The organism is Thioalkalivibrio sp. ALMg9 (genome assembly GCF_000380625.1).
GTDB lineage: Bacteria > Pseudomonadota > Gammaproteobacteria > Ectothiorhodospirales > Ectothiorhodospiraceae > Thioalkalivibrio > Thioalkalivibrio versutus.
This window is the reverse complement of record NZ_AQYC01000006.1, coordinates 82,501-107,269: the sequence shown is the minus strand read 5'-3', so window position 1 is coordinate 107,269 and position 24,769 is coordinate 82,501. Positions and strand designations below refer to the sequence as shown.

The following is a 24,769-nucleotide window of genomic DNA, read 5'->3' as shown; positions in this document are numbered from 1 at the left end:
TCCGGCGCGCTCGTTACGGGCGAGGGGTATCGAGCTTGCTCGGATTCCAGGTCAGGCTGCGGCCCCGGGCGGCTCGTGTTGCGGGTCGTGGAGTTCGAGGTCGACCATCAGTTCGTTGGCCAGTGCCTCGAGGGCGTCCTGCAGGGTGTCCAGATCCAGGTCCTCGGGGACGCCGAGCTGCGCCTGCGCGTGGAACATTGGTTCGCCGGTCATTGAGCCCGGTTTGCAGGCCGTATCCAGGGTTTCCACGCTGACGCCGTGGCGCGAGAGGATGGCGGTGATGTCCTGCACGATCCCCGGCCGGTCGTGTCCGACCAGATCGAGCATCACCCGGTGCCAGGGCGGTGCCGGAAGCTCACTCCCGCGCTGGATCTGGACCTGTAGACCGTCCCCCTCCAGCTCGCGCAGTGCGGCCTCCAGCTGGTCCGCGGCATCCGCCTCGGCCTCCAGCAGCACGACCCCGGCAAACTGACCGGCCAGCTGCGTCATGCGGCTCTCCAGCCAGTTGCCGCCCGCCGCCCGCGCCCGCGCCGCCACCGCGCTGACCAGCCCCGGCCGGTCCGGCCCGATCACCGTCAGAATCACCGAAGTCTTCATGCTCTGTCTCCCTGTTCCAGTTGCGATCAGACGGGTCATGCTACGGCATGGTTCCGGTTCGCAGGTACCACGTCACTTTGGAGCCCTTGCCGGCACTGGCGCGATTCGGCGCTAGTTCAGCCAGTAGCCAGGCCAGTAGCCAGGGATGTGCTGCCCCATCTACGCCTTGGCGTAGGTCCCTGTGTGGGAGAGGTTTGATCTGCATCAAGAACCCGGCTGTCTCTAACCGCAGGACGTATCCTTTATGCTGAATTGAGAATATTCTTTAGTTGTTATTCCGGGGTCCGCCCGATGATCGGGGTGACCGTTCGGTGACTCCTCTTTCGGCGCATAGCGGCTCATGACCAAGGACAGCACATATGAAAAAGAAACAGCTTGCCGGAGGGTTGGCTCTCCTTCTCGGTCTCGGCCTCGCGGGGACGCCGGCACTGGCCGTCGATGGCCTCGAAGGTGATCCGCAGCGCGGGGAGGGTCTGACGCAGACCTGCGTTTCCTGCCATCAGGCCGATGGCTCCGGGCAGAACGTTCCGGGAGGCGAATCCTGGCCGCGTCTGGCCGGTCTGTCCGCAGGCTATATCGCGCGGCAACTGAAGGATTACCAGGAAGGCCGCCGCCAGAACAGCACCATGGCCGCGTTCGCCAATATGCTGGATGATCAGGCTGTAGCCGATGTCGCTGCGTACTACGCGCAGCTTCCGGTTACCCAGGCCGAGGGGGGCGACGACGTGGATGACGCCACCCTGGCGCGCGGCGAGGAGCTGGCGCGGCGTGGGGACTGGAACCAGTACATCGTCAGCTGCCAGAGCTGCCACGGCCCGGGCAATGCCGGGGCCGGTGATGTGTTCCCGGGCATCGCGAGTCAGCATGCCGGCTATATCGCCGGTCAACTGCGTCAGTGGCAGGAGGGCGAGCGCGACAACGATCCGCAGGGCCTGATGGCGGCGATCGCCAAGCGCATGAGCGATGAGGACATCCGGGCCGTCTCGGCCTGGCTGGCCCGTCAACGTGTCACGTCGGCACAAGGGGATACGGAATGAAGATTCGCAAGCTCACGCTGACGACGGGCGCGGCCGTCCTGCTGGCCGGTGCCGCGAGCGCTGCCTGGGACGAATACAAGCCCCTGTTCGCCCTCGGTTATGCCGAGCCGGAGGAGGGCCAGCTCGTCCATATCCCGCCGACGCTTCAGGATCTCGAGGATGCCGCCATGAGTCCCGAACTCAAGGACGTGGTCCGGCGCGGTCATGACCTGTTCGTCGATACCCAGCAACTGCGCGGACAGCATGTGTTCAATGACATGAATTGTGCCAGCTGCCATATGGATGCCGGGCGCCAGCCGTTCAGTGCCGCTTTGTGGCCGGCCGCGATCACGCTGCCGGACTACCGCGGCAAGAACTGGCAGGTGAACAGCCTCGAGGAACGCGTGGTGGGTTGCTTCACCTACTCGATGAATGGCAATCCGCCGGAGTACGGCAGCGACACGATGCTGGCCATCACTACCTACATGCAGTGGCTGGCCAAGGGTGCGCCGGTCTACCCGGACCAGGAGATCTACGGGCGTGGCTATGGATCGGTGGCCGAGCCGGAACAGGAGCCTAACTACGAGCGCGGCAAGGAGGTCTATGCCCAGAGCTGCGCGATCTGCCACGCAGAGGACGGTCAGGGGTTGAAGCAGGACGGCCAGGTGGTCTTCCCGCCGTTGTGGGGAGATGGTTCCTACAACTGGGGTGCCGGGATGTCGCGGATCAATACCTCGGCGGCCTTCATCAAGCACAACATGCCGCTGGGCCAGCCGAACTCGCTCAGCGACCAGGAGGCCTGGGATGTGGCGTTCTACATGAACAGTCACGAACGCCCGCAGGACCCGCGCTACACCGGTGATGTCCACGAGACCCGCGAAAAGCACGCCAATTTCCACGGGCGCACCCTCTACGGGACCGTGCGCGAGGTGGACGGGCACTTGCTGGGCGATCACGACAACACCGGCGAGAAGGACTTCCTGCGCCCGGAGATCCTCCGCTCGCGTACCTTCGACTGACGCGATCGCCTCCCGGCTGATTCACTGGGAGGACATCAACGCCCTGGAACGCTGGTCGTTCCGGGGCGTTTTCGTTTCCGCCTTTGGGCCGGCCTTTCCCGTTCATGGATCGGCTCATTCGGTATAGATCATGCGGCGGGTCATGCCGCCGTCGACGGTCCAGGTCTGGCCGGTGACGAAGCCGGCGTCGGGGCCGAGCAGGAAGGCGGTGAGGGCGGCGATGTCGGCGGGCTGGCCGACGCGCCCGGCCGGGTGCTGGGCGTGGTCCTGTGCGGACAGGGGCTCGGCCTGTTGCTGGTCGGGGCTGCGGGCGTCGATCCAGCCGGGGCGGATGGCGTTCACGCGGACGTCCGGCCCGGCGCTGATGGCCAGGGCGTGGGTGAAGGCGTCGAGGCCGCCCTTGCTGGCGGCGTAGGCCTCGGTGTGTGGCTCCGACTGCAGGGCGCGAGTCGAGCTGATGTTCACGATGGCCCCATGGCGGTGGCGCAGCAGCGGCAGGGCATGCTTGCCAAGCAGGAAGGCACCGGTGAGGTTGGTGTCCAGCCAGCGCTGCCAGTCGGCCAGGTCCAGTTCTTCCAGTGGCCCGGAGTGCGGGTCGCTGATGCCGGCGTTGTTGACCAGCGCATCGAGGCCGCCGTGCCATTCCTCCGTGCGCCGAATGGCTTCGCGGACCTGGTCCTCGTCGCGGACATCCAGCGTCATCGCCCGGGCCGCGGGGCCGATGCGCGCGGCGGCCTGTTCGCATTCGGGGCCGTCGAGGTCGGCCAGCACCACCTGCCACCCATCCCGTACCAGACGCCCGGTGATGCCGAGGCCGATCCCGCGCGCGGCGCCGGTGACCAGCGCCACCCGTGGCGTCGGGTCGTTGTCCGGTGTTTCAGACACCGGCGGTTTCGGGGAGGTTATAGAAGGCGCGGGCGGTGGCGGTGGTGTGGACGGCGAGGTCTTCGCTTGGCTCGTCGCGCAGCTTGGCCACGTATTCGCCGATGTGGGGGAGGAAGGCGGGCTCATTGCGCCGGCCGTTGCCGATCTTCTTGCCGGTGCCCTTGGGCAGGCTGCGCGGCAGGAGGTAGGGCGCATCCGTTTCGATCATCAGGCGGCCGCGCGGGATGCGCGGGACCAGCGGGTGCAGGTGGTGGCCGCGGCGTTCGTCGCAGACCCAGCCGGTGATGCCGATGTGGCAGTCGAGGTCGAGGTATTCGGCCAGGGCGTCGGCCTCGCCGGTGAAGCAGTGCACCACGGCCGCCGGCACCTTGTCGCGCCAGCGGCGCAGGATCTGGGCGAAGTCGTGGTGGGCGTCGCGTTCGTGCAGGAACACCGGCAGGCCGAGGTCGGCGGCCAGCTCCAGCTGGGCCTCGAAGGCGCTGCGCTGCTGCGGGCGCGGCGAGTGGTCCCGGTTGTAGTCCAGACCCATCTCGCCCATGGCGACCACGTTGGCGTCCGCGCGGGCGAGGTCACTGAACCGGGCGGCGATCGCGTCGGTCCACTGTTTGGCGAGATGTGGATGCACGCCCAGGGTGGCGCGGCAGCAGTCCGGATAGCGGTCTGCGATCTCCAGGCACTTTTCACTCTGGTGGGCGTCGGCACCGGTGATCAGCATCCAGGACACGCCGGCCTCGCGGGCGCGCTCGAGGACCTCGTCGCGTTCCTTGTTGAAGGATTCGTGGGTGAGGTTAAAGCAGATATCGATCCATTCCATGCGCGGTATGCTAACGGATTGGACGCGTGGTGCCAGTTCCCGGGGCTGTTATTGCGAGGGGCCGCCGGCGCCGTGGCACAAAAGCGCGAAGCGCGTTGAACGGCCGCAGGCCGGCCCGAAGGGCGAACGCAGCGAGTCATCTCCGTCCGAGACCACTGGAGCTCTCGAACCCGACGCTTCGCGAGCTTCAGGAGATTGTTTCGTCGCCTTCGGCGCCTCGCAATGACGGGGGTAAGGAGCGGCGTCATCGCGAGGAGCGGAGCGACGTGGCGATCTCTGTGAGGAACCCCGGCGTTGCAATGGCGGGGTTGTGGTCCGGGTTTGGGGCTGAGGCCGCGGCGGCGTGTTAAACCTTGTGCAGAGCTTTTGATTTGGAGTTTGGAATGCGTGATGCGAGCCCCCTGGCGGTTTATCTGAACGACTATCAGCCGCCGGCGTTTGTGGTGGAGAGCCTGGAGCTGGACTTTGATCTGGCGGCGGCAGCCACCGAGGTGACGACGCGCATGGCGGTGCGGCGCAACCCGGAGGCGGTGGAGCCGGATGCGCCGCTGCGCCTGTATGGCGATGGCGTGGAGCTGGTCTCGTTCACGGTGGACGGCGCCAAGCCGGCCGAGGGTTTGCTGGAACAGGACGCCGAGGGGCTGCTGCTCCACGGCCTGCCGGAGGCCGCGCGGCTGGAGATCGTCAGCCGCTGCCACCCGGATCAGAACACCGCGCTGGAGGGGTTGTACGCCTCCAGCGGCAACCTCTGCACCCAGTGCGAGCCGGAGGGATTTCGCCGCATCACGTTCTTCCCCGATCGTCCGGACGTACTGACAACCTATCGCGTGCGCCTGGAGGCGGACCGGGTGCAATACCCGGTACTGCTGGCGAACGGTAACCGGGTGGAGGCCGGCGAGCTGGACGGTGGCCGGCATTACGCCGTGTGGGAGGACCCGTTCCTCAAGCCGTCGTACCTGTTCGCGCTGGTCGCGGGGGATCTGGCCTGCCAGCGCGACACCTTCACCACGATGTCCGGGCGCGAGGTTCAGCTCGAGCTGTACGTGGAGGCACACAACGCCGATCGCTGCGATCACGCGCTGGCCTCGCTGAAGCGCGCCATGCGCTTTGATGAGGAGGCCTTCGGCCGCGAATACGATCTGGATGTGTACATGATCGTCGCGGTGGACGACTTCAACATGGGGGCGATGGAGAACAAGGGGTTGAACCTGTTCAACGCCAAGTACGTGCTGGCCAGCCCCGATACCGCCACCGACGACGACTTCGTCGCCATCGAGTCGGTGATCGCCCACGAGTACTTCCACAACTGGTCGGGCAACCGCGTGACCTGCCGCGACTGGTTCCAGCTGTCGCTGAAGGAGGGGCTCACGGTCTTCCGCGACCAGGAATTCACCACCGACTGCACCCTGTTCGGCGTGAAGCGCATCGACGACGTGGCCATGCTGCGAGCCTTCCAGTTCCCGGAGGATGCCGGCCCGCTGGCGCACCCGGTGCGCCCGGATCACTACGCCGAGATCAACAACTTCTACACCCTGACCGTGTACGAAAAGGGTGCGGAGCTGATCCGCATGCTGCGCACCCTGATCGGGCGCGAGACCTTCCGCCGCGGACTGGATGTCTACTTCGAGCGCTTCGACGGTCAGGCGGTGACCACTGACGACTTCGTGGCGGTGATGGCCGAGGTCAGTGGGCGCAACCTGACGCCATTCAAGCGCTGGTACACCCAGGCCGGCACCCCGCGGGTAACGGCCGCGACGTCGTTTGACGGCCCCGGTGGCCAGGCGCGCATCACGCTCACGCAGGAGACGCCGCCAACTCCAGGGCAGGAGCACAAGGAGCCTGTGGTGATCCCGATGCGGGTGGCCTTTCTGGATGCGAAAGGACGGCGCATCACGGCCCACCAGAAGGGTGGCGAGGTGCAGGACGAGTGGGTGCTGGAGCTCAGCGAGGGCGAGCAGACCTTCCGTTTCGAAGCGCTGTCCGACTCGCCAGCCGCGATCTCCTGGCTGCGCGGCTTCTCCGCCCCGGTGATCCTGAACGCCAACCAGGGCGTGGACGAGCTGGCCCACCTGCTGGCCTATGACGACGACGCCTTTGCCCGCTGGGAGGCGGCGCAGACGCTGTTCCGCCGCGCGATCCGGTCACGCATCGAGCACGATGCCGCCGACACCGCGTTGGAGGCGGCGATCGAGCATGCCCTGGCGGCGCTGTTGCGCGACGAGGCGATCGAGCCGGTGCTGTTGGCGACCATCCTGCAGCTGCCGCCGACCCGCGAGCTGGCCGAGCTGTTCGAGCGCGTGGACCCGGTGCGCCTGCGCAACGAGCGCGACGACCTGGAGAAGCGCCTGTACATGCCGCTGACCGAGGCGATGCAGCAGATCCAGCCGAAGCTGGATGACGTCGACGACGGTGCGTTCACCGCCGAGGCCATGGGCCGGCGCCAGCTGCGCAACCGGCTGCTGGCGCTGCGCGTCGCCGCGCGCGACCAGGCCGCGGTGCCGGAGGCCCTGGCGCAGTACCAGAAGGCGCGCAGCCAGACCATGCGCATGGGCGCACTGAACGCGGTCAACGAACTGGACCACGAGGCGCGCCAGGTGCTGCTGGCGGACTTCGAAAAGCGCTACCGCGACGACCCGCTGGTGCTGGACAAGTACTTCGGGCTGCAGGCGGGCAGCCAGGTCGCCGGCGGTTTCGAGCGCCTGGACGCGCTGCTTGAGCACCCCGGCTTTCGCTGGACCAACCCGAACCGCGTGCGCGCGGTGCTGGGGCCGTTCATGGCGCGCAACGAACGCCACTTCCACCAGGACGACGGCGAGGGCTACCGCCGCATGGGCGGCTTCGTCGAGAAGCTGGACGCGATGAACCCGCAGACCGCCGCACGCCTGGCCCAGCCGCTGACCCGCTGGCGCAAGGTCGACACCGTGCGCAGTGAATTGATGCGAGCGGAACTCGAGCGTCTGGCCGCACTCGAAGTCTCGCGCGATCTGCGCGACGTGATCGAACGCGCGCTGGCCCCGTAGCCGATCGGGTGTTGGGCCCGTAGCCGATCGGGTGTTGGGGGTGAATGCAGGAGCGTGCTTGCACGCGAAGCCCCTGCCCGCGTCCGGCTTTGGCTGGGGCTTCGCGTGCAAGCACGCTCCCTACGGGGGCTGTGGGTTGTGGTAGGTTGATGTCAGGTTATAGGGGGCGCGACGCCCCTCGAGACGAGGTTCGGACCGACGTGAAGCGAGTCTTCTACCGACTGCTGTGCTGGATGCTGGTGCTGGCGATTGCCGGCCTGCCGGCGCTGGCGGCGGCCGTGGGAATGGAAGACGGTCACGCTGGGCACACGATGCATGGCGCCCAGTCCAAGGGCGATGCCGAGCACGGGGTGCACGATCACGGGCACGACGCTGCCCATCACCACCATGCGCATGGCGACCGGGCGGGCCACGCCGCGTCGCCGCATCATGGTTCGGACCATGCGTCTTCGTCGGGACACTCCCAGGTCAGCGAGCTGCTCGTGCATGCCGATTGCGTGGACGCGGCCTGTCTGGCTGCCTGCGCCGCCTGCAGCCATTGTCAGGGCATGCCGTCCATCACAGGCATGGTTGTCCTGACGACAGTGGCGCAGGGCGCAAGCCTGCATTCTTTCCAGAGCGGTCCTTCCGCGGTCGCGTTGCACCGCCCTCCAATCCTCTCCTGATCCCGTAATGCCGGCCGTTTGGCCGGTTCCTGCCCGTGTGCTGCCTGGGTGCCCCCCGGCAGCGGGTAGAAAGGCCGTGTCGTGCGCTTGCGCGCGGTTCGGAATCGAGTACGGAATCAAGGAGATTTTCACGATGCGAGCAACCCGATTGCTGCTCCCCGTGGTGTCGGTACTGTTTCTCGCCGGTTGTGCGGTTACCGCGCCCGAGCTGGACCGGTCCGATCTGATGGAGGACCTCTCGGTGCAGGGGATCGACCTGCCCGAGTCGGAGATGCCCCGACCCTCCGGCGAGCTGACGCTCGACGAGGCCATTCACCAGGCCATCTGGCGCAACCCGCGCATGCAGCAGGCTTATGCCAAGCTGGATCTGACTGCGGCCGACGTGGTCGAGGCCTCCCAGTTTTCCAATCCATCGCTGTCGCTGTCGGTCATGCGCCCCGAGGGTGGCGGTGGCAACGAGTACGGCGTTGGCCTGGCCTGGGGGATCTCCGGGCTGCTGATGCGCGGCTCGCGCCAGGAGATGGCGCAGTCCCACTGGGAATCCACCCGTCTGCAACTGGCCGAGGGGATGGTCGCGTTGGCCAGTGACACCGAACGCGCCTGGTATGACGCGGTGGCCGCGCGCCAGCGTGCCGAGGTGCAACGTCTGGAGAGCCGGGCCGCGGATCTGGGCGCACGTTTGGGCGAGCGCTTCTATGACGCCGGCAATATCTCGGACCTGCAGCGCGCCCACCTGCGCATCCGGGCGGCCGAGTCACGGCTTAAGCTCGAGGATGCCCGACAGCGCGAGCGCGAGGCGCGGCTGCGCCTTGCGCATTTGATGGGCCTGCCCGGACAGGTCCATGACTGGGAGTTGCCGACCGCGCTGCCGCTGCCGCTGGCAGAGGTCGAGGAGCGCCAGGCCCTGGTGGATCAGGCCCTAGAACAGCGCTTGGACCTGCGCGCGCTGGATCATGCCCTGGAAGGGCTGACCGAGGGTGTGGCCCTGGTACGACGGTATCGCTGGATGGGTGATATCGAGCCGGGGTTGGAGTTCGAGCGCGAGGGCGACGGGACCCGCCTGTGGGGTGGAGGTATCTCGTTCACGCTGCCGATCTTCAACCAGAACCAGTCCGGCATTGCCCGCGCCGAGGCCCGGCTGGCGGACGGCGAGGCCCGCCGCGCATCGCTGGTGCAGGTGATTACCAATGACGTGCACCAGCACTTCGAGCGTCTGACCCACCACCGCAACCGTTTCGGCGTGCTGCAGGACGACCTGCTGCCGGCTCGCGAGTTGGCGACCGAGCGGCTGCAGGAGCGCGTGAACTTCATGTTCGACGATGTGTTCGACCTGCTCGCGATCAAGCAGGAGGAGCTGGCGGACTGGCAGAAGGCGGTCGCGGCCCTGGGTGACTACTGGCAGGCGCGTGCGGCGCTGGCGCATTCCGTCGCCGGTGAATTGCCGGGCGGCGAACCGGGCAGTGCCGGCAAGTTCGACACCGCGCAGCTGGAGCACGACCCGGCGCCCATGGACCACGGGTCCATGGGGCATGGCGATCACGGCGCGATGGATCACGGTGCCCCTGGCGCCATGGATCATGACGGCGATGAAGGTCATTCCGGTATGGATCACGGGGCCCATGACGGGGTGGATCATGGCGAAGGCCACGAAGGCCACGAAGGCCACGAAGGCCACGAAGGCCACGAAGGCCACGAGGGTCACGAGGGTCACGAGGGTCACGAGGGTCACGAGGGTCACGAGGGTCACGAGGGTCATTCCGGCATGGATCACGGAGATCACGACACCCCTGAGCATTCCAACCACGGGCATGGAGGGCATCACTGATGAAACGCCGTAACTTTCTGATTGCCGCCAGCGCCCTGCTGCCGGCGACCACCCTGACACGGGTGATGGCCGAAACCGGCCACGAGCACCACAACCAGGGCGATCACACGCCGGGCGAACGCACCGAGCAGGGCTACATGCCGGTGCACACGCCCAATGGCTGGACGCTGCCGTACCAGATGAACGACGGGGTGAAGGAGTTTCACCTGGTGGCCGAGGAGATCGAGCACGAATTCGCGCCCGGTTCGGTGGCCAAGTGCTGGGGCTACAACGGCACCACCCCCGGGCCGACCATCGAGGCGGTGGAGGGCGATCGTGTCCGCATCTACGTGACCAACCGGCTGCCCGAGTACACCTCGGTGCACTGGCACGGCATCCACCTGCCCTCGGGCATGGACGGGGTGAAGGGCGTGACCCAGCCGCCGATCCACCCGGGCGAGACCTTCGTCTACGAGTTCGAGTTGAACCAGCACGGCACGCACATGTACCACCCGCATGCCGACGAGATGGTGCAGATGGCGATGGGGATGATGGGCATGTTCATCATCCACCCGAGGGATGGCGAGATCGAGCCGGTGGACCGCGACTACGCGATCCTGTTGCACAACTGGGGACTGCATCCCGGTACGCGCACGCCGGATCCGTCGATCATGGTGGACTTTGACCTGTGGTCGATGAACTCGAAGGTGTTCCCGGCCATCGACTCGCTGGTGGCGAAGTCCGGCGAGCGGGTGCGTATCCGCATGGGCAATCTGTCGATGTGGAACCACCCGATGCACGTGCACGGGGTGTCGTTCGAGGTGACCGGCTCCGATGGCGGGCGCTGGCCACGCAGCCAGTGGCGCAAGGAGACCACCGAGATCGTGGCAGTCGGCCAGACCCGCGATATCGAGTTCGTCGCACCGCCGGGCGACTGGGCGTTCCACTGCCACATGTCGCATCACACCATGAACCCGATGGGCCACGGCATTGCCAACCCGCTAGGCGTGGATCAGTCCGGTATCGAGGAGGAGATCCGCTCGATCCTCCCCGGTTACATGGCGATGGGCGAGCACGGCATGGCCGATCACCAGGAACATACCGACAGCGGTCACATGACCGGCCCGGAGAACACCCTGGCGATGGCCATGGGACAGGGGCCCTTCGGCAGCATCGGCATGGGCGGGATGTTCACCCTGATCAAGGTCCGTGACGACCTGGAGCCGGGCGACTTCCGTGACCCGGGCTGGTACTGGCATCCGGAGGGCGAGGTCGCCTGGATGGTCAGCGATGACCCGGACTTCGGCAATCCGGTTCGCCGCGGCAAGCTGGCCGGCGAGGGCTCGGATGCGCTGCCGACCCCCAGCCGCGACGCGAACGGCCATGGCGGTCACGGGGGGCATGGAGGTCACGACCACTAGTCTCCGGTATGGAACCGGCCGGAGGGTCCATTCGGACCCTCCGTGTTACCCACACCTGTTTCAAACAACGTTTGCTACACGGCTAAACAGCAAGAGGACACGACATGCAGACCAAGAATACGATTCACAACACCACCCGAGCCGCCCTGGCGGCCCTGCTGCTGGCCCTGGCCATGCCGCTGCTGGCCCATGAGGGCGATTTGGGCAGCACGCCGGAGGACGGCGCCACCGTGCAGGGCTCGCCGGAGGAGATCGGCATCGAGTTCGATGGCGCGATGCGCATTACTCAGTTCGACGTGACCGGCCCCAACGGCCGTGTGAGGATGGCGAATCGGCCGGGCAACGAGCCGACCGAGCGCTACTTCGTGGAGCCTGCGGAGCCGCTTCCGGCCGGTAGCTATCAGGTGCGCTGGCGCGGTCTGGCACGCGACGGGCACATGATGTCCGACGGTTTCCGCTTCACGGTAGAGGACTGATCCATGGCCTGGATGTCGGCACTCGCCGGGGTGGAGGCCTGGACCGTTGCGATGATTCTCGTGATGGCCGGGTTCTACCTCGGGGCCCTGCTGGCGACCGGGGCGGTGCTGTTTCGCCTGGCGTTTCCGGGGCTCCCCGATCCGGACCGCCGGGTGCTCGCCCGGACGGGGGCGGTCGCGGCCTGGGTGGCAATCGCCCTGGCCATGCTGCAGTGGCTGTTGCAGGCCGGGTATCTCGGGGGCGGCACTATCGCCTCCGCGATGGACCCCATGCTGCTGGGGATCGTGTTCGAGGGCGCGCAGGGCACCCGCTTGATCCTCGCGGTGACGGGCCTGCTACTGGTCCAGGCGATCCTGCTGGATGCCCGGCGTCTGCCGGGGGTGGGCTATGGCCTGAGCCTGGCCGGGGTACTGTTGGTGATGTTCGCCTTTGTGCAGGTGGGGCATACCGTGGGCGAGCCTCGTTTTCTGTTGGCCGGCTTGCTGATCGTGCATCTGCTGGCAGCCGCCTTCTGGGTTGCGTCGCTGGCGCCGCTGTACCGGCTGGCCGGGCACCCACCCGAGGCTGCCGATGCCGCGCGCATCCTCGCTCGTTTCGGGCAGGTCGCGATGATCGGGGTCGGGCTGCTGGTGCTGGCGGGGCTGGTTCTCGCCTGGTGGTTGCTGGGTGGCATCATGCCGTTGCTGACCACCGGCTATGGCCAGTTCCTGATCGGCAAGGTGCTGATCGTCGCACTGCTCCTGCTGCTGGCGGCCGCGAACAAGTGGCGGCTGGTACCGGCCTTCGAGCGCGGCGAAGCGGGAGCACCGCGGCGTCTGCGGCGCAGCATTGCGCTGGAGGGCGCCCTGGTGGCGTTGATCCTGCTGCTGACCGCGGTGCTGACCACGGTCAGCTCGCCGGCCAACGGCTGAGAAAGACCCCGGGTGGGTGTTGCCTAGATCGGGCGCTGGACGACAGTCGCCGAGAGTTCGATGTCCTCGCCCTCACGCTGGATGCGGATGTCCAGGGTTGCGCCCGGCGCGGTGCGGGCGATCGCGTTGAGGGCCTCGCGCGGGGTGTTCACGCTGCTGTCGTCGAGGTGGGTGATGACGTCCCCCGGGCGGATGCCGGCGTCTTCGGCAGGGCCTTCGCGCAGGATGCCCGCCACCAGTACGCCGCGCGGGGCATCCAGGCCGAAGGATTCGGCCAGTTCGCGGTTCATCGCCTGGACCTCGATTCCCAGCCAGCCGCGGGCGACAAAGCCCTGTTCGATGATGTCGGTCATCACGCTGCGCGCCAGGTCCACAGGGATCGCGAAGCCGATGCCGTGGGAGCCGCCGGAGCGCGAGAAGATCGCCGTGTTGATGCCGATGACCTCGCCGCGGGCATTGATCAGCGCGCCGCCGGAGTTGCCCGGGTTGATGGCCGCGTCGGTCTGAATGAAGTCCTCGAAGGTGTTGATGCCGAGCTGGTTGCGTCCGGTGGCGGAGACAATGCCCTGGGTCACGGTCTGGCCGACCCCGAACGGATTGCCAATGGCCAGGACCACGTCACCCACCTGCAGGTCGCTGGAGTGACCCACCGTGGCCACGGCCAGATTCGGCACCCGCACGCGCAGCACGGCGAGGTCGGTGTCCGCGTCGATGCCGATGATCTCGGCGGGATGGGCCTCGCCGCCGGGCAGCACGATGGCGATGGCATCGGCCTCCTCGATCACGTGGTGATTGGTGAGTACGTGCCCCTGATCGGTCATGATGACCCCGGAGCCGAGGCTGGACTGTTCCTGTTCGCCCGGTGGCAGTTGCTGGCCAAAGAACTCGTGCAGGCCGAAGCCGGATGGGCGGTCGATGGTACGCGAGGTCATGATGTTGACCACCGCGGGTGCGGCGCGGCGTACGCCGTCGGCATAGCTGGCCGGCGCGCCGGTTGCGGCAGGCGCAGCCACCGGCTCGGCGACCCGCAGCTCGGCACCCGGGTCGCCGCGGCCGAGGATCTCGGGGAAGAACACCGCGATCACCACCGCCAGGGCGATGCCGGTCAGCGCAGCTTGCAGCAGGAAGCGGGAGAAATTCACCATATGCCGAATATACCGAATCATCGCTCAACAGGGGATCCCGCCGTGGTCGATCGCGACGAACTGATGCAGGCACTCAATGCGGAACTCGAACCGGAGCGCTTCCGCGACTACTGTCCAAACGGGCTGCAGGTCGAGGGACGGCGCGAGATCCGCCGGATCGTCAGCGGGGTGACCGCCTCGCTGGCGCTGGTGGAGGCGGCCGTGGAGACCGGGGCCGACCTGATCCTGGTACACCATGGCTACTTCTGGAAGGGCGAGCCGCAGGAGGTGACCGGCATGAAGCGGGAGCGCCTGCGGCAGTTGCTTGCGCATGACATCAATCTGGTGGCCTACCATCTGCCGCTGGATGCCCATCCGGCACTCGGCAACAATACCCAGCTGGCGGGACGCCTGGGGTTCGCGATCGACGGCGTATTGCGCGAGGACGGTGTCGGCCAGATCGGAACCCCCGCCCGACCGCTGTCGGCGCCGGACATGCAGGCGCACATCAGCAATGTGCTGGGGCGCGAGGCCCTGTGCGTGGAGGCCGGCGATCACCCGATCCGGCGCATCGCCTGGTGTACCGGCGGGGCGCAGTCGCTACTGACCGAGGCGGCGGCCCTGGGGGTGGATGCCTATGTCAGTGGCGAGATCTCGGAACAGACCACCCACGAGGCGCGCGAGCTTGGGGTGCATTACTTCGCCGCCGGGCACCATGCGACCGAACGTTACGGGGCCCTGGCCCTGGGGCAGTGGTGCGGGGAGCGTTTCGGCCTCGAGCACGAGTTCATCGAGATCGACAATCCCGCCTGAGCGATGTCGCCCCCACGGGCCGCGCGCTGCGAGATTGTGGTGCAGAATGTGCGGTTTCGGGGCGTTGGCAGCGCCCGGAACAAGCAAATTTATAATCAACTGCTTATAAGGTTTTCGGGGGCGTGAGACCGAGTGCAATGCTCGGTCTTATGGCGGCAATCTACTTGACCTTATTAGCGTGTTCGGGAATTCTATCGCATTTTACAGCCCGCCCAGATGGGTATTCGCGCGTGCGGCAAGCCCCTTCGCGTGCCAGCCGCGCCTTCCTTTGCGGCCGCGGGAACACGATTTCAACACGTTGTTTGGAGAGACAAACATGGCAAACCAAGGCGTAAACCGAGGCCGTCGCCGGTTCCTCGTCGCCGCGACATCCGTCGTAGGCGGAGCCGGGGTCGCCGCAGTCGCGGCCCCGTTCCTGGCGTCCTTGCAGCCCAGCGCGCGCGCTCAGGCAGCCGGGGCCCCTGTCGAGTTCGACGTGGCCGCTGTCGAGCCGGGTCAGCGTGTCAGCGTCGAGTGGCGTGGCCAGCCGATCTGGGTAGTGCGGCGCACCGACGAGATGGTTGCCGGTTTGGCCGAGGTGGCCGATCGCCTGCGCGATCCCGACTCCGAAGTGGAAAGCCAGCAGCCGGCATATGCGCAGAACGAGTATCGTTCGCGCGACCCCGAGATCCTGGTCGTCATCGGTATCTGCACCCATCTGGGCTGCTCGCCGACCTACCGTCCGGAGATCGGTGATCCCGAGATGGGTTCCGACTGGCAGGGCGGCTGGCTGTGCGGTTGCCACGGTTCGCGCTTCGACCTGGCCGGTCGCGTGTACCGCAACATGCCCGCGGCGACCAATCTGGTGATCCCGCGGCACATGTATCGGAACGATACCTTGCTAGTCATTGGTGAAGATGAAGACGGGGAGGCGATCTGATGGCCAGCAATCCTGATACCAAGATCCAGGGCGGTGTGCTGGGCTGGGTGGACGCCCGCTTCCCGCTCTCCCAGATGTGGAACGAGCATCTGGCGCAGTACTACGCACCGAAGAACTTCAACTTCTGGTACTTCTTTGGTTCCCTGGCCCTGCTGGTGCTGGTCATCCAGGTGGTCTCCGGCATCTTCCTGACCATGTTCTACAAGCCCGACGCCGAACTCGCGTTTGCGTCGGTCGAGTACATCATGCGCGATGTGGAGTGGGGCTGGCTGATCCGCTATATGCACTCCACTGGCGCCTCGATGTTCTTCGTGGTCGTCTATCTGCACATGTTCCGGGCATTGCTGTACGGCTCCTACAAGAAGCCGCGCGAGCTGATCTGGATCTTCGGTGTGCTGATCTACCTGGTACTGATGGCCGAGGCCTTCGCCGGCTACCTGCTGCCGTGGGGTCAGATGTCCTACTGGGGCGCGCAGGTCATCGTGAACCTGTTCCAGACGATCCCGTACATCGGGCCGGACCTGGTGACCTGGATTCGCGGTGACTTCCTGCTGTCCGACGCCACGCTGAACCGCTTTTTCGCACTGCACGTGATTGCCCTGCCGCTGGTGCTGATCATGCTGGTGGCCGCGCACATCATCGCGCTGCACGAAGTGGGTTCCAACAACCCGGACGGCATCAACATCAAGGACCACAAGGACGAGAATGGCATCCCGAAGGATGGCATCCCGTTCCACCCCTACTACTCCGTGAAGGACCTGGTGGGCGTCGGCGTGTTCCTGATGGTCTTCGCCGTGATCATGTTCTTCTTCCCGACCGGTGGTGGTCTGTTCCTGAAGGCCGACAACATGATCCCGGCCGATCCGCTGGTGACCCCGGACCTGATTCCGCCGGTCTGGTACTTCACCTCAATGTACTCGGTCCTGCGTTCGGTGCCGGATCCGTTCCTGGGTGTGATGGCGATGGGCGCCGCAGTGGTGATGCTGTTCTTCATCCCTTGGCTGGATCGCAACCCGGTCCTGTCGATGCGCTATCGCTCGTTCGCGGCCAAGTTCAACCTGGCGGTGTTCGTGGTGGCCTTCGTGATCCTCGGATGGCTGGGCCTGCAGCAGGCAACCAGCGAGGTCAGCGAGATGAGCTTGCGCTTCTCCACGGTCTACTTCGCGTTCTTCTTCGTGCTGTGGTTCCTCAGCAAGGAACGGTCCATGGTCTTTAGCCTGATCGCGTTTGCCGTGGTGGTGGGTATCTACTCCTTCTACGACATCCTGCGCTTCGACCCCGATAGCGCGGGCCTGCTGATGTGGTCCTGGCTGATTCCGACCGTGTATCTGTTCGTGACCATGGTGGTCCCTGCCTTCGCACGTGGCCTGGGCCGTGACCGTGCCGTTCCGGAAAGGGTGACTTCGTAATGAAAACGCTGATTGCAACTACATTCCTGGCCGCTGCGGCTTTGTTCACCGTCCCGGCCGCCTCGGCGGCCGGGTACGACGGTGACCTGGAAAAGGCCAACATCGACGTGACCAACGAGGCCTCGTTGCAGCGCGGTGCCAACCTGTTCATGAACTACTGCATGGCCTGTCACTCGACCGAGTACATGCGCTACAACCGCGTGGGTCGCGATATCGGCCTGACCGAGCAGCAGGTGGAGGAGAACTTTATCTTCATCACCGACGAGGCCGGTGATCCCGTTGGCGTCGGTTCGCTGATGACCAACGCCATGAGCGAAGACTATGGCGAAGAGGCCTTTGGTGTGGTCCCGCCGGACCTGACCATGACCACGCGCATCAATGGCGAGGACTGGGTCTATACCTTTCTGAAGAGCTTCTACATCGACGAGTCGCGCCCGCTGGGCGCGAACAACGAGGTGTTCTCCAACGTCGGCATGCCCCACGTGCTGTGGGAACTGCAGGGCTGGCAGGAAAAGGTCGTCGACGAGGATGGTAACGAGCGTCTCGAACTGGTGCGCTCCGGTCAGATGACGCCCAGCGAGTACGATCGTGCCGTGCGCGACATCGTGACCTATCTCTCGTACATGGGTGAGCCGATGCAGCTGGACCGTCAGCGAATTGGCCTGTACGTACTGATTTTCCTCGGGATCTTCACGATTCTCGCCTACTTCTTGAAAAAGGAGTACTGGAAAGACGTACACTAGGCGGCATGAACCGTAACCGGCGCGCCGATCAGGGATGATCGCGCGCCGGTGTTATTGACCGTCTGCCCGGCACCGGAAACCGTTCGGCCGGGCTAGGGAGAAAGCCATGGCGCTGGTCGCCAACCGTCGTTCCGTTATGACCCTGTTTTCTGCTCACGACTGCGTGCGTTGCCACCGGGTGCGCATCATCCTTGCGGAGAAGGACATCGCCGTGGATGTCGTCAATCTCGGGCCCGATGAACTGCCCGAGGATCTCTCCGACCTGAACCCGTACAACGAGGTCCCGACCCTGGTGGATCGCGACCTGGCCCTGTACGGCACGCACGTCATCACCGAGTACCTGGATGAACGCTTTCCGCATCCGCCGCTGATGCCGGTGGATCCGGTCTCGCGGGCGGCCGCGCGGCTGGCGCTTTATCGCGTGGAGCGTGACTGGTACGAGGGTCTCGATGCCGTCAACCAGGCCTCCGGCTCCGGCTTGACCAAGGCGCGCAAGATCCTGCGCGAAAGCCTGGTCAGCTCGGCCGAGATCTTCGAGCTCAAGCCGTATTTCCTGAGCGACGAGTTCTCGATTGTGGACTGCGCCATCGCCCCGGTGATGTGGCGGCTTCCCGCCGTAGGCATCGATCTGACGGCGTTGCCGCAGGCGATTCAGGAATATGCCGATCGCGTCTGCAAGCGTGAATCGTTCCAGGTGAGTCTGACCGAGGCCGAGCGCGAGCTGCGCCTGTGACTTCGTCGCGCCCCTATCTGCTCCGGGCTCTGTGGGAGTGGGTTACGGATAACGGCTTCACGCCGCATCTCCTGGTCGACGCGACAGTCGAAGGGGTGATCGTTCCGGAGGCGTTCGTCGACCAGGGCAAGATCACGCTCAATGTCGGTCCGACCGCAGTGCAGGCCCTGAACATCGGTGACGAGGCGGTGGCCTTCTCGGCCCGGTTCGCGGGCAGCCCGATGGATGTCTTTGTGCCGATGCAAGCGGTGCTCGCAGTCTACGCGCGCGAGAACGGTCAGGGGATGATGTTCGGCAGCGAGCCGGGGCCCGGCCCCGACGACGACGGTCCGGGCACGCCTCCGGATGGTTCTGGTGATGACGGGGGCGGGGAGGATTCGCCGGCCCCGAAGCGCAAGGGTCCGGCACTGAAGGTCGTGAAGTAGGGCCCCTTCCGGGGCCCTTTTCTTTTCCGGTCCCTGCTGGGGAGGGGATTCCCTTGCCCGGTACCTAGCTAGGCGGGTCCGGGCGCCTTGCCCGGGTTCAGGATGTTGTCCGGGTCGAACGTTCGCTTGATGCCGGCCATCAGTCCCAGTGCCACCGGGTCCAGTTCCCGGCTGATATACGGTCGCTTCACCAGCCCGATGCCATGTTCGCCCGAGAGCGTCCCGCCCAGCGACAACACCAGGGTGAAGACGCCGTCCAGGCAACGCTCCGCCGCCGCGAGTTCCGCCGGGTCATCCGGGTTCACCAGCAGGTTTAGATGAATGTTGCCGTTGCCGGCATGGCCGAAGTTCACGATCTTGATCGCGTGTTCCGTGGCCAGCCGGTCGAGCCCGGCAATCAGGTCGGGAATGCGCGAGACCGGCACGACCACGTCTTCGTTGATCTTTTTCGGCGCCACCGTGCGTAACGCCGGTGACAGGGCCTTGCGCACGGCCCAGAGCGCCTGGGCCTCTTCCGGGGTGTCGGCGCTGAGGGTCTGCACGCAACCTTCGCCCTCGGCCGCGCGCCGGATGCCGGCGGTGGTGGCCTCGATGCCGGCCTCGGTGCCATCGGTCTCGATCATCAGGATCGCGCCGGCAGCGGCGGGCAGGGGGCAATCCGGCGAGTAGGCGCGGATCATCGTGATCGCGGAATGGTCCATGAACTCCAGCGCCGACGGGACCTCGGCGCGCGCCATCAGCCGGGATACGGCCCGGGCTGCGGCGCCGACGTCACGGTAGACCGCCTGGATCAGACGAGTCGCCTCCGGCTTGGGTGTCAGGCGCAAGGTGGCCTCGGTGAGCACGGCCAGGGTCCCTTCGGATCCGATCAGCAGACGGGTGAGGTCGTAGCCCACCACGCCCTTGGTGGTATGGACGCCGGTGCGGAATGCCTCGCCGGTTCCGGCCACGCCGGACAGGCCCAGGGTGTTGTCACGCGGGGTGCCGTACTTGACCGCGTGCGGGCCGGCGGAGTTATAGGCGAGATTCCCACCGAGCGTGCAATAGGCGCTACTGGTGGGGTCCGGCGGCCAGAAGAAGCCCGTGGCGCCTGCCGCCTGCTGGATCTCGCCGTTGGTGGCGCCCGGCTCCGCGATCAGCCAGCGATTGTCCGGATCCACCTCCAGGATGCGGTTCATGTGCTCGAATGACACCACCAGGCCGCCATGGTCCGGGACCGCGGCACCGGTGGTGCCGGTGCCGCGTCCGCGGCTGGTCAGGGCCACGCCGAGGCGCCGGCAAAGGCGCACCAGCTCGCGCACCATATCGGCGTCCCGTGGGAAGGCGACGGCGTCGGGCACCGCATGCAGCTTCGAGTTGTCGGCACCGTAGGTCCAGCAGTCCGCGGGATCGAGCAGACGATCGCCGGGCGCCAGGAGCTGTTCCAGTTCGCGAGCCAGAGGGATCATCGGTGGGCGCTCACGGGGTGGATGCCTGGATGGCGTCCTGCAGCCACTCGATCCGGTCCTGGCCATCCAGGGTCATCACATCAAAGCGGACCGGGCCGTTCCAGGCGCTTTCCTGCAGGTACGCCTCGGCCACCCGCAACAGGCGTTCACGCTTGCGCCGGTCGATGCTCTCCGCGCCGCCCCCAAAGCCCGGGTGGCTGCGCTTGCGTACTTCCACCAGCACCAGGGTATCGTCCTCGAGTGCGACCAGGTCGAGCTCGCCGTAAGGGCGGCGGACGTTACGCGCACGGATCTGCAGCCCGTGTGCCTCCAGGTGGTCCGCGGCTCGCTTCTCGGCGGCCTGCCCCGAGGCACCCGGGCGAAACACTCAGGATTCTCCGGGGTGTACGTCGATGCGTCGGGGCTCGCCGCCCTCGAAGCGCGCCCAGGCCGGTTCTCTCACCCACTCGTGGTTGAAGGGGTTCAGGCTCCAGGTGCCAGCGCCGCCGGTTAGCTGATGATGGGGGGCGTTGCGAATCCCGTCCTGGCGCAGGCTCAGGCGCATCGCGTCCATGCCCAGGGCGACGAACCGGGGGAGTGCCTCGTCGCGCGTTTGTTCGTCGTTCGCCAGGGGGCTCACCCGGTCGAACAGCCGGGGGGTATCGGGGAACACGATCCCGTTGAGATCGGCGTCGCGATTGGCATCCGGGCGTCCGGAATAGACATGGGGCGTGGCCATCATCGGGAGCTGGCTGGCCCGGTGGAAATGGAGATGCGGCACGATGCGCCGAACTTGCGGCGCCGTGCCGGCAATGAAGATGTGGTCCACATCCGCGCGCACCTGAGGGTCGCCTTCCAGTTCCAGCCCGGTCCGGCGTGCCACATCGCGAATGCGCGCCTCGCTCTGCTGGATGCCGAGTGCGTTGCCAATGGTAGCGTTCAGCTCCCCGGCGCTGGGCTGGATGCGAATGACGTCTCGCGGGCGCCGGTCCTCGTCGGCCAATGCCGCCCGGAAGGCACTTGCCACGCGATCGCCGAAGGCCCCTTCCGGCAGGAGCACCAGCGGGTGATGCCAGCCGGCGCGGGCCGCCCGGTCGGCCACCGCACGGGCATCCTCTTCCGGATTCAAGGCCAGCGTTGTGAGTTCGCTGGGGGTCGAGACTTCCGTGCGGTTCAGCAGGATGGTCGGGAGGGTCTGATCGCTAGCGGCCACCTGGCTTACCGACTCACGCCGCAGCGGACCGATGATGCGCGCGACGCCGGAGTCCACGCCACGCCGGTACAGGGCGGCCGCGCCGTCCGGCTCGCCGCGCGTGTCGCGCACGATCAGCCGGCCGTTGCCGCCACCCTCCGCGTAGTAGGCGCGGGTGATTCCGTCGAGTATGGCGTTGCCCAGTGCGGCCAGGTCGCCCGACAGTGGCAGCAGCACCAGGGTGTCCCCAGGCGCGTCCGCGACCAGCGGGTGGCTGGCGACGAGTTCCGGCAGCAGGCTGTTGGCCGGATGCGCGGGATGGCGCTCGCGCCACAATCCGGCGGCCAGGTGCGCCTGTTCCTCGGTATCGGCGGCCCGCAGCAGTCGGAACAGGCTGACCCAGGCATCCCCATCCGGTGGGTGGTTGCCCACGATCCGGTCGCGCTGGGCCGGGCGCAGGGCTGCGAGCAGCCCCCATATGCGCTGCTGATTCTCGGCGTGTGTGTCGGGCTCCATGATCAGCAGGCGGTCCAGGCGCAGCCGGGTGTCCAGGGCCTGATACCATTGGCTCTCCTGTTCCAGCATCCGGGCGTGCAGGGCAAGCCCCTGGCGATAGACCTCCGGGGATCGCGTGGGGTCGTCCGGGTCGTCTGCACCCAGTCGTTCGCGGGCGAGCTCCCAATCCCGTTGCGCTGCTGCGAGTCGCGCGCCTAGAAGGCGGGCTTCCTGGGTGTCCCGCTCGGCGTCGGGAAGCTCGGCCCACAGGGCTTCGGCCCGGTCCAGCTGGTCCGGCGTCGCGGGATCGAGCGCCAGCACGGCCTCGATGGCGCGGCGCACCAGGTCGGGCTCCGGCCGCGAGCGGGCCTCGCTCAGCAGCAGGCTGGCGCGCACCTCGGGAGGCAGTTCGGCCAGGTCCGGCCGCACCTCGGCGTCCGGGGTCGGCTCCGGATCCGGGCGCGGCGTGGCACAGCCCACCACGATGGCCGTGGCCAGCAGCAACAGGGCAAGACGGGACAGGGGCCGGGTATGCCCGGCGCGTTCGGGGATTCGGGTCACGATAGCGGTTCGTCAGCGAATGAGGAGTCAGTATTGAAAGCGCATCAGGCCGTGTCAACGAACTGGGGCACGTTGTGGGTGGTGGCTACCCCGATTGGTAATCTTGGAGATATGAGCCCGCGGGCGGGCGAGGTCCTCGGTCGGGTGCAGCGCATTGCGGCGGAGGATACGCGACACAGCGCCGGGCTGCTGGCGCATCTGGGCGTGCACACGCCGCTGGTCAGCCTGCACGAGCATAACGAGGCAGAGCGTATTCCCTCGCTGCTGGAGGCGCTGAGGGCGGGGGAGTCCGTCGCGCTGATTTCCGATGCCGGCACGCCGCTGGTGTCGGACCCGGGTTTTCGGCTGGTGAGGGCGGCGCGCGAGGCCGGGTTGGATGTGCGCGCCGTACCGGGTCCCAGTGCGCCTCTGGCTGCGCTGGCGGTTGCCGGGCTGCCGTCCGACCGCTTCTGCTTCGAGGGCTTCCTGCCGCATGCCGCCGGGGCGCGCCAACGGCGGCTGGAGGCATTGCTGGTCCAGCCGGTCACCACCATTCTGTTCGAATCGTCGCACCGTGTTCGCGCGGCCGCCGCCAACCTGGCGCAGCTGGCACCGGGGCGGGAGGTCTTCCTGGCGCGGGAGTTGACCAAGCAGTTCGAGGAACACTATCGCGGCCCCGCCGGCGAACTGCCGGCCTGGCTGGATGCCGACAGCAACCGCACCCGCGGCGAGTTCGTGCTGATCCTGGGGCCGGCGCCCGCGCCTGACACGGGGGGCGAGGCCGACATGCCCCTGTCCGACGAGCACGAGCGCCTGCTCGCGGCACTGCTGCACGAACTCCCCCTCAAGCGCGCTGCCCGCCTGCTCTCCGATGCCACCGACCTGCCGCGTAACCGCGTCTACGCCCGCGCCCTCGCCCTCAAGGACGCCGGAGGATAGGACGGTTTGGGTCCGCAATGAAGCGTGCGCAGACACGCAGCGGATCAAGGTCAGAAGCCATCGGCAGGAAGGTTTGGAAGAACGGAAATAATCATTGTTGGCGGGGATGGCTGGCTGCGTTCCGGCATCGTGGCGATAACCCTGTCGTTCGTTGAATTGATTGCCTTCCGATCGTCCCCTCTTCCTGGGGGCTGCTCTTGACGTCCTTCGTGTCTTGGTGTGCTTCGTTGTGGACGGAGGCCCTTGGGGCAGGCCGTTGAAAAGGCTTGCGTTCGCGCACGCGGCGGCGTACAAGGAGCGCGGGAGTCGGCCAGGCAGTCGCTGCATCCTCGGATGTGGAGGAAAGTCCGGGCTCCATAGGGCAGGACGCCAGGTAACGCCTGGGCGGCGCGAGCCGACGGAAAGTGCCGCAGAAAACATACCGCCGATGGCCCGGTTCGCCGGGTACAGGTAAGGGTGAAATGGTGCGGTAAGAGCGCACCGCGCGACTGGTAACAGTTCGTGGCAGGGTAAACCCCGTCCGGAGCAAGGCCAAATAGGGGTGCATGGTGTGGCCCGCATCGCACCCGGGTAGGCTGCTCGAGGCGTCCGGTGACGGACGTCCCAGATGAATGACTGTCCTCGACAGAACCCGGCTTACGGCCGGCTCCCACTTTTTCCCACGATCAAGCCCCCGCGGCCGCCCCGGTCTGCGCGTACACGGCTGTGTGTGCGGCAAACTTGTAAGGTGATGCATTAAGTTTGAGCCTCAACGCGAGGCTTTTAATACCCTTCTCCCCGCTCTTTCGTCCGCCTCGGGGTGGATGCGCTAAGTCTCTGTGATTCAACGCTTATTTTTCGTTTTTCGGGGTCGATTTTCTTGACTCTGGAGGATGCCCGTACCTATAGTGTCGGAAAGTGGGTCAAAGTGGGGAAAGGTGGGTAACCACCGTTATCAGCGATGTTTCGAGGCGTTAGCCAGCTCAATCTGGATGCGAAGGGCCGCCTGGCCATGCCGGCGCGGTATCGCGACGACCTCGCTGCGAGCTGCAACAGTCAGCTGGTGATCACGGTTGATCCCTCCCGCTGCCTGCTCTTGTACCCGTTCCCCGAGTGGGAGCGCATTGAGCAGAACCTGATGTCCCGCCCCAACATGAATCCCAAGGTGCGCAATCTGCAGCGCCTGCTGGTGGGCCATGCCACCGAGTGCGAGCTGGACGGCAGCGGCCGCCTGTTGCTGCCCCCGCCCCTGCGTCAGTACGCCGGCCTGGAAAAGCGGGTGGTGCTGCTGGGCCAGGGCAAGAAGTTCGAGATCTGGGGCGAGGCCGCCTGGGAGGAGACCTGCGCCCAGGTGCTGGGGGGTGACGTGGATGATGAAGCGCTCGAGTCCATCGCGTTGTGA

Annotated in this window: 24 protein-coding genes and 1 other RNA gene; 17 read left to right on the top strand and 8 right to left on the bottom strand. The window is 66.5% G+C overall.

Annotated elements, in window-relative coordinates; translation table 11 throughout:
- Window positions 1–51: 51 nt before the first annotated feature.
- Window positions 52–597: a glycine cleavage system protein R gene (locus F792_RS0102615; RefSeq protein WP_018168254.1), complete on the bottom strand. Its 546-nt coding sequence runs from the start codon at window positions 595–597 to the stop codon at window positions 52–54.
- Window positions 598–956: 359 nt separating this feature from the next.
- Between F792_RS0102615 and F792_RS0102610 the strand changes: the two genes are divergently transcribed.
- Both F792_RS0102610 and F792_RS0102605 read left to right on the top strand, forming a co-directional pair.
- Entirely contained in the window at window positions 957–1,634 is a 678-nt protein-coding gene (locus F792_RS0102610) for a c-type cytochrome (RefSeq protein WP_018168253.1), read from the top strand.
- Complete coding sequence (locus F792_RS0102605; protein ID WP_018168252.1) at window positions 1,631–2,632, top strand: c-type cytochrome; 1,002 nt, start codon at window positions 1,631–1,633, stop codon at window positions 2,630–2,632. Before F792_RS0102610 ends, F792_RS0102605 begins: the two co-directional genes overlap by 4 nt.
- A gap of 114 nt (window positions 2,633–2,746) precedes the next feature.
- On the opposite strand, the gene F792_RS0102600 is transcribed toward F792_RS0102605, so the two are convergent.
- Together F792_RS0102600 and F792_RS0102595 are read right to left on the bottom strand one after the other, a co-directional pair.
- On the bottom strand, window positions 2,747–3,517 hold the full coding sequence (locus F792_RS0102600) for an SDR family oxidoreductase (protein ID WP_026305882.1): 771 nt from the start codon (window positions 3,515–3,517) through the stop codon (window positions 2,747–2,749).
- Window positions 3,510–4,331, bottom strand: a complete 822-nt coding sequence (locus F792_RS0102595) for a TatD family hydrolase (RefSeq protein ID WP_018168250.1) — start codon at window positions 4,329–4,331, stop codon at window positions 3,510–3,512. The genes F792_RS0102600 and F792_RS0102595 overlap by 8 nt, the downstream gene beginning before the upstream one ends.
- Before the next feature lie 383 nt (window positions 4,332–4,714).
- Here F792_RS0102595 and pepN point away from each other — a divergent pair, with 383 nt between their 5' ends.
- Window positions 4,715–7,351, top strand: coding sequence for an aminopeptidase N (gene pepN, locus F792_RS0102590; RefSeq protein ID WP_018168249.1), 2,637 nt, complete (start codon window positions 4,715–4,717; stop codon window positions 7,349–7,351).
- 152 nt (window positions 7,352–7,503) lie between these two features.
- Here pepN and F792_RS15070 read toward each other — a convergent pair whose 3' ends face one another.
- On the bottom strand, window positions 7,504–7,746 hold the full coding sequence (locus F792_RS15070) for a hypothetical protein (protein ID WP_332881455.1): 243 nt from the start codon (window positions 7,744–7,746) through the stop codon (window positions 7,504–7,506).
- On the opposite strand from F792_RS15070, the gene F792_RS14870 reads away from it, so the two are divergent.
- The 5 genes from F792_RS14870 (at window position 7,636) to F792_RS0102565 (ending at window position 12,629) form a co-directional block, all read left to right on the top strand.
- Window positions 7,636–8,016 (top strand): hypothetical protein, encoded by a 381-nt coding sequence (locus F792_RS14870; protein ID WP_332881454.1) that lies wholly within the window; start codon window positions 7,636–7,638, stop codon window positions 8,014–8,016. The two genes, F792_RS15070 and F792_RS14870, sit on opposite strands and share 111 nt — an antisense overlap.
- Window positions 8,017–8,164: 148 nt before the next feature.
- The gene (locus F792_RS0102580; RefSeq protein WP_018168247.1) at window positions 8,165–9,841 is read left to right on the top strand and encodes a TolC family protein; all 1,677 of its coding nucleotides are present in this window, start codon (window positions 8,165–8,167) and stop codon (window positions 9,839–9,841) included.
- Window positions 9,841–11,241, top strand: a complete 1,401-nt coding sequence (locus F792_RS0102575; RefSeq protein WP_018168246.1) for a multicopper oxidase family protein — start codon at window positions 9,841–9,843, stop codon at window positions 11,239–11,241. Before F792_RS0102580 ends, F792_RS0102575 begins: the two co-directional genes overlap by 1 nt.
- Window positions 11,242–11,345: 104 nt before the next feature.
- Window positions 11,346–11,717, top strand: a complete 372-nt coding sequence (locus F792_RS0102570; protein ID WP_018168245.1) for a copper resistance CopC family protein — start codon at window positions 11,346–11,348, stop codon at window positions 11,715–11,717.
- A gap of 3 nt (window positions 11,718–11,720) precedes the next feature.
- The gene (locus tag F792_RS0102565; RefSeq protein ID WP_018168244.1) at window positions 11,721–12,629 is read left to right on the top strand and encodes a CopD family protein; all 909 of its coding nucleotides are present in this window, start codon (window positions 11,721–11,723) and stop codon (window positions 12,627–12,629) included.
- Between the two features lie 23 nt (window positions 12,630–12,652).
- On the opposite strand, the gene F792_RS0102560 is transcribed toward F792_RS0102565, so the two are convergent.
- Window positions 12,653–13,774 (bottom strand): S1C family serine protease, encoded by a 1,122-nt coding sequence (locus tag F792_RS0102560; RefSeq protein ID WP_018168243.1) that lies wholly within the window; start codon window positions 13,772–13,774, stop codon window positions 12,653–12,655.
- 42 nt (window positions 13,775–13,816) lie between these two features.
- On the opposite strand from F792_RS0102560, the gene F792_RS0102555 reads away from it, so the two are divergent.
- The 6 genes from F792_RS0102555 (at window position 13,817) to F792_RS0102530 (ending at window position 18,795) form a co-directional block, all read left to right on the top strand.
- Entirely contained in the window at window positions 13,817–14,566 is a 750-nt protein-coding gene (locus tag F792_RS0102555) for a Nif3-like dinuclear metal center hexameric protein (protein ID WP_018144485.1), read from the top strand.
- Window positions 14,567–14,882: 316 nt separating this feature from the next.
- A complete protein-coding gene (gene petA, locus F792_RS0102550; protein ID WP_026305880.1) occupies window positions 14,883–15,485 on the top strand; it encodes a ubiquinol-cytochrome c reductase iron-sulfur subunit in 603 nt (200 codons plus the stop codon).
- Window positions 15,485–16,894 (top strand): cytochrome b N-terminal domain-containing protein, encoded by a 1,410-nt coding sequence (locus F792_RS0102545; RefSeq protein ID WP_018168241.1) that lies wholly within the window; start codon window positions 15,485–15,487, stop codon window positions 16,892–16,894. The genes petA and F792_RS0102545 overlap by 1 nt, the downstream gene beginning before the upstream one ends.
- The gene (locus F792_RS0102540; protein ID WP_018168240.1) at window positions 16,894–17,637 is read left to right on the top strand and encodes a cytochrome c1; all 744 of its coding nucleotides are present in this window, start codon (window positions 16,894–16,896) and stop codon (window positions 17,635–17,637) included. Before F792_RS0102545 ends, F792_RS0102540 begins: the two co-directional genes overlap by 1 nt.
- 106 nt (window positions 17,638–17,743) lie before the next feature.
- Complete coding sequence (locus F792_RS0102535) at window positions 17,744–18,370, top strand: glutathione S-transferase N-terminal domain-containing protein (protein WP_018144481.1); 627 nt, start codon at window positions 17,744–17,746, stop codon at window positions 18,368–18,370.
- On the top strand, window positions 18,367–18,795 hold the full coding sequence (locus tag F792_RS0102530; RefSeq protein WP_018144480.1) for a ClpXP protease specificity-enhancing factor: 429 nt from the start codon (window positions 18,367–18,369) through the stop codon (window positions 18,793–18,795). The genes F792_RS0102535 and F792_RS0102530 overlap by 4 nt, the downstream gene beginning before the upstream one ends.
- 68 nt (window positions 18,796–18,863) lie before the next feature.
- On the opposite strand, the gene F792_RS0102525 is transcribed toward F792_RS0102530, so the two are convergent.
- The 3 genes from F792_RS0102525 to F792_RS0102515 are packed head-to-tail and all read right to left on the bottom strand — an operon-like array spanning window position 18,864 to window position 22,470.
- Window positions 18,864–20,243, bottom strand: coding sequence for an FAD-binding oxidoreductase (locus F792_RS0102525; RefSeq protein ID WP_018168239.1), 1,380 nt, complete (start codon window positions 20,241–20,243; stop codon window positions 18,864–18,866).
- Window positions 20,244–20,253: 10 nt separating this feature from the next.
- Window positions 20,254–20,610 (bottom strand): YraN family protein, encoded by a 357-nt coding sequence (locus F792_RS0102520; protein ID WP_018168238.1) that lies wholly within the window; start codon window positions 20,608–20,610, stop codon window positions 20,254–20,256.
- Window positions 20,611–22,470 (bottom strand): penicillin-binding protein activator, encoded by a 1,860-nt coding sequence (locus F792_RS0102515; protein WP_018168237.1) that lies wholly within the window; start codon window positions 22,468–22,470, stop codon window positions 20,611–20,613.
- 78 nt (window positions 22,471–22,548) lie between these two features.
- On the opposite strand from F792_RS0102515, the gene rsmI reads away from it, so the two are divergent.
- The 3 genes from rsmI (at window position 22,549) to mraZ (ending at window position 24,769) form a co-directional block, all read left to right on the top strand.
- Complete coding sequence (gene rsmI, locus F792_RS0102510) at window positions 22,549–23,388, top strand: 16S rRNA (cytidine(1402)-2'-O)-methyltransferase (RefSeq protein WP_026313091.1); 840 nt, start codon at window positions 22,549–22,551, stop codon at window positions 23,386–23,388.
- A gap of 302 nt (window positions 23,389–23,690) precedes the next feature.
- Window positions 23,691–24,042, top strand: an RNA gene (rnpB, locus tag F792_RS14300) — RNase P RNA component class A.
- Between the two features lie 286 nt (window positions 24,043–24,328).
- Window positions 24,329–24,769, top strand: a complete 441-nt coding sequence (gene mraZ, locus F792_RS0102505) for a division/cell wall cluster transcriptional repressor MraZ (RefSeq protein WP_018144475.1) — start codon at window positions 24,329–24,331, stop codon at window positions 24,767–24,769.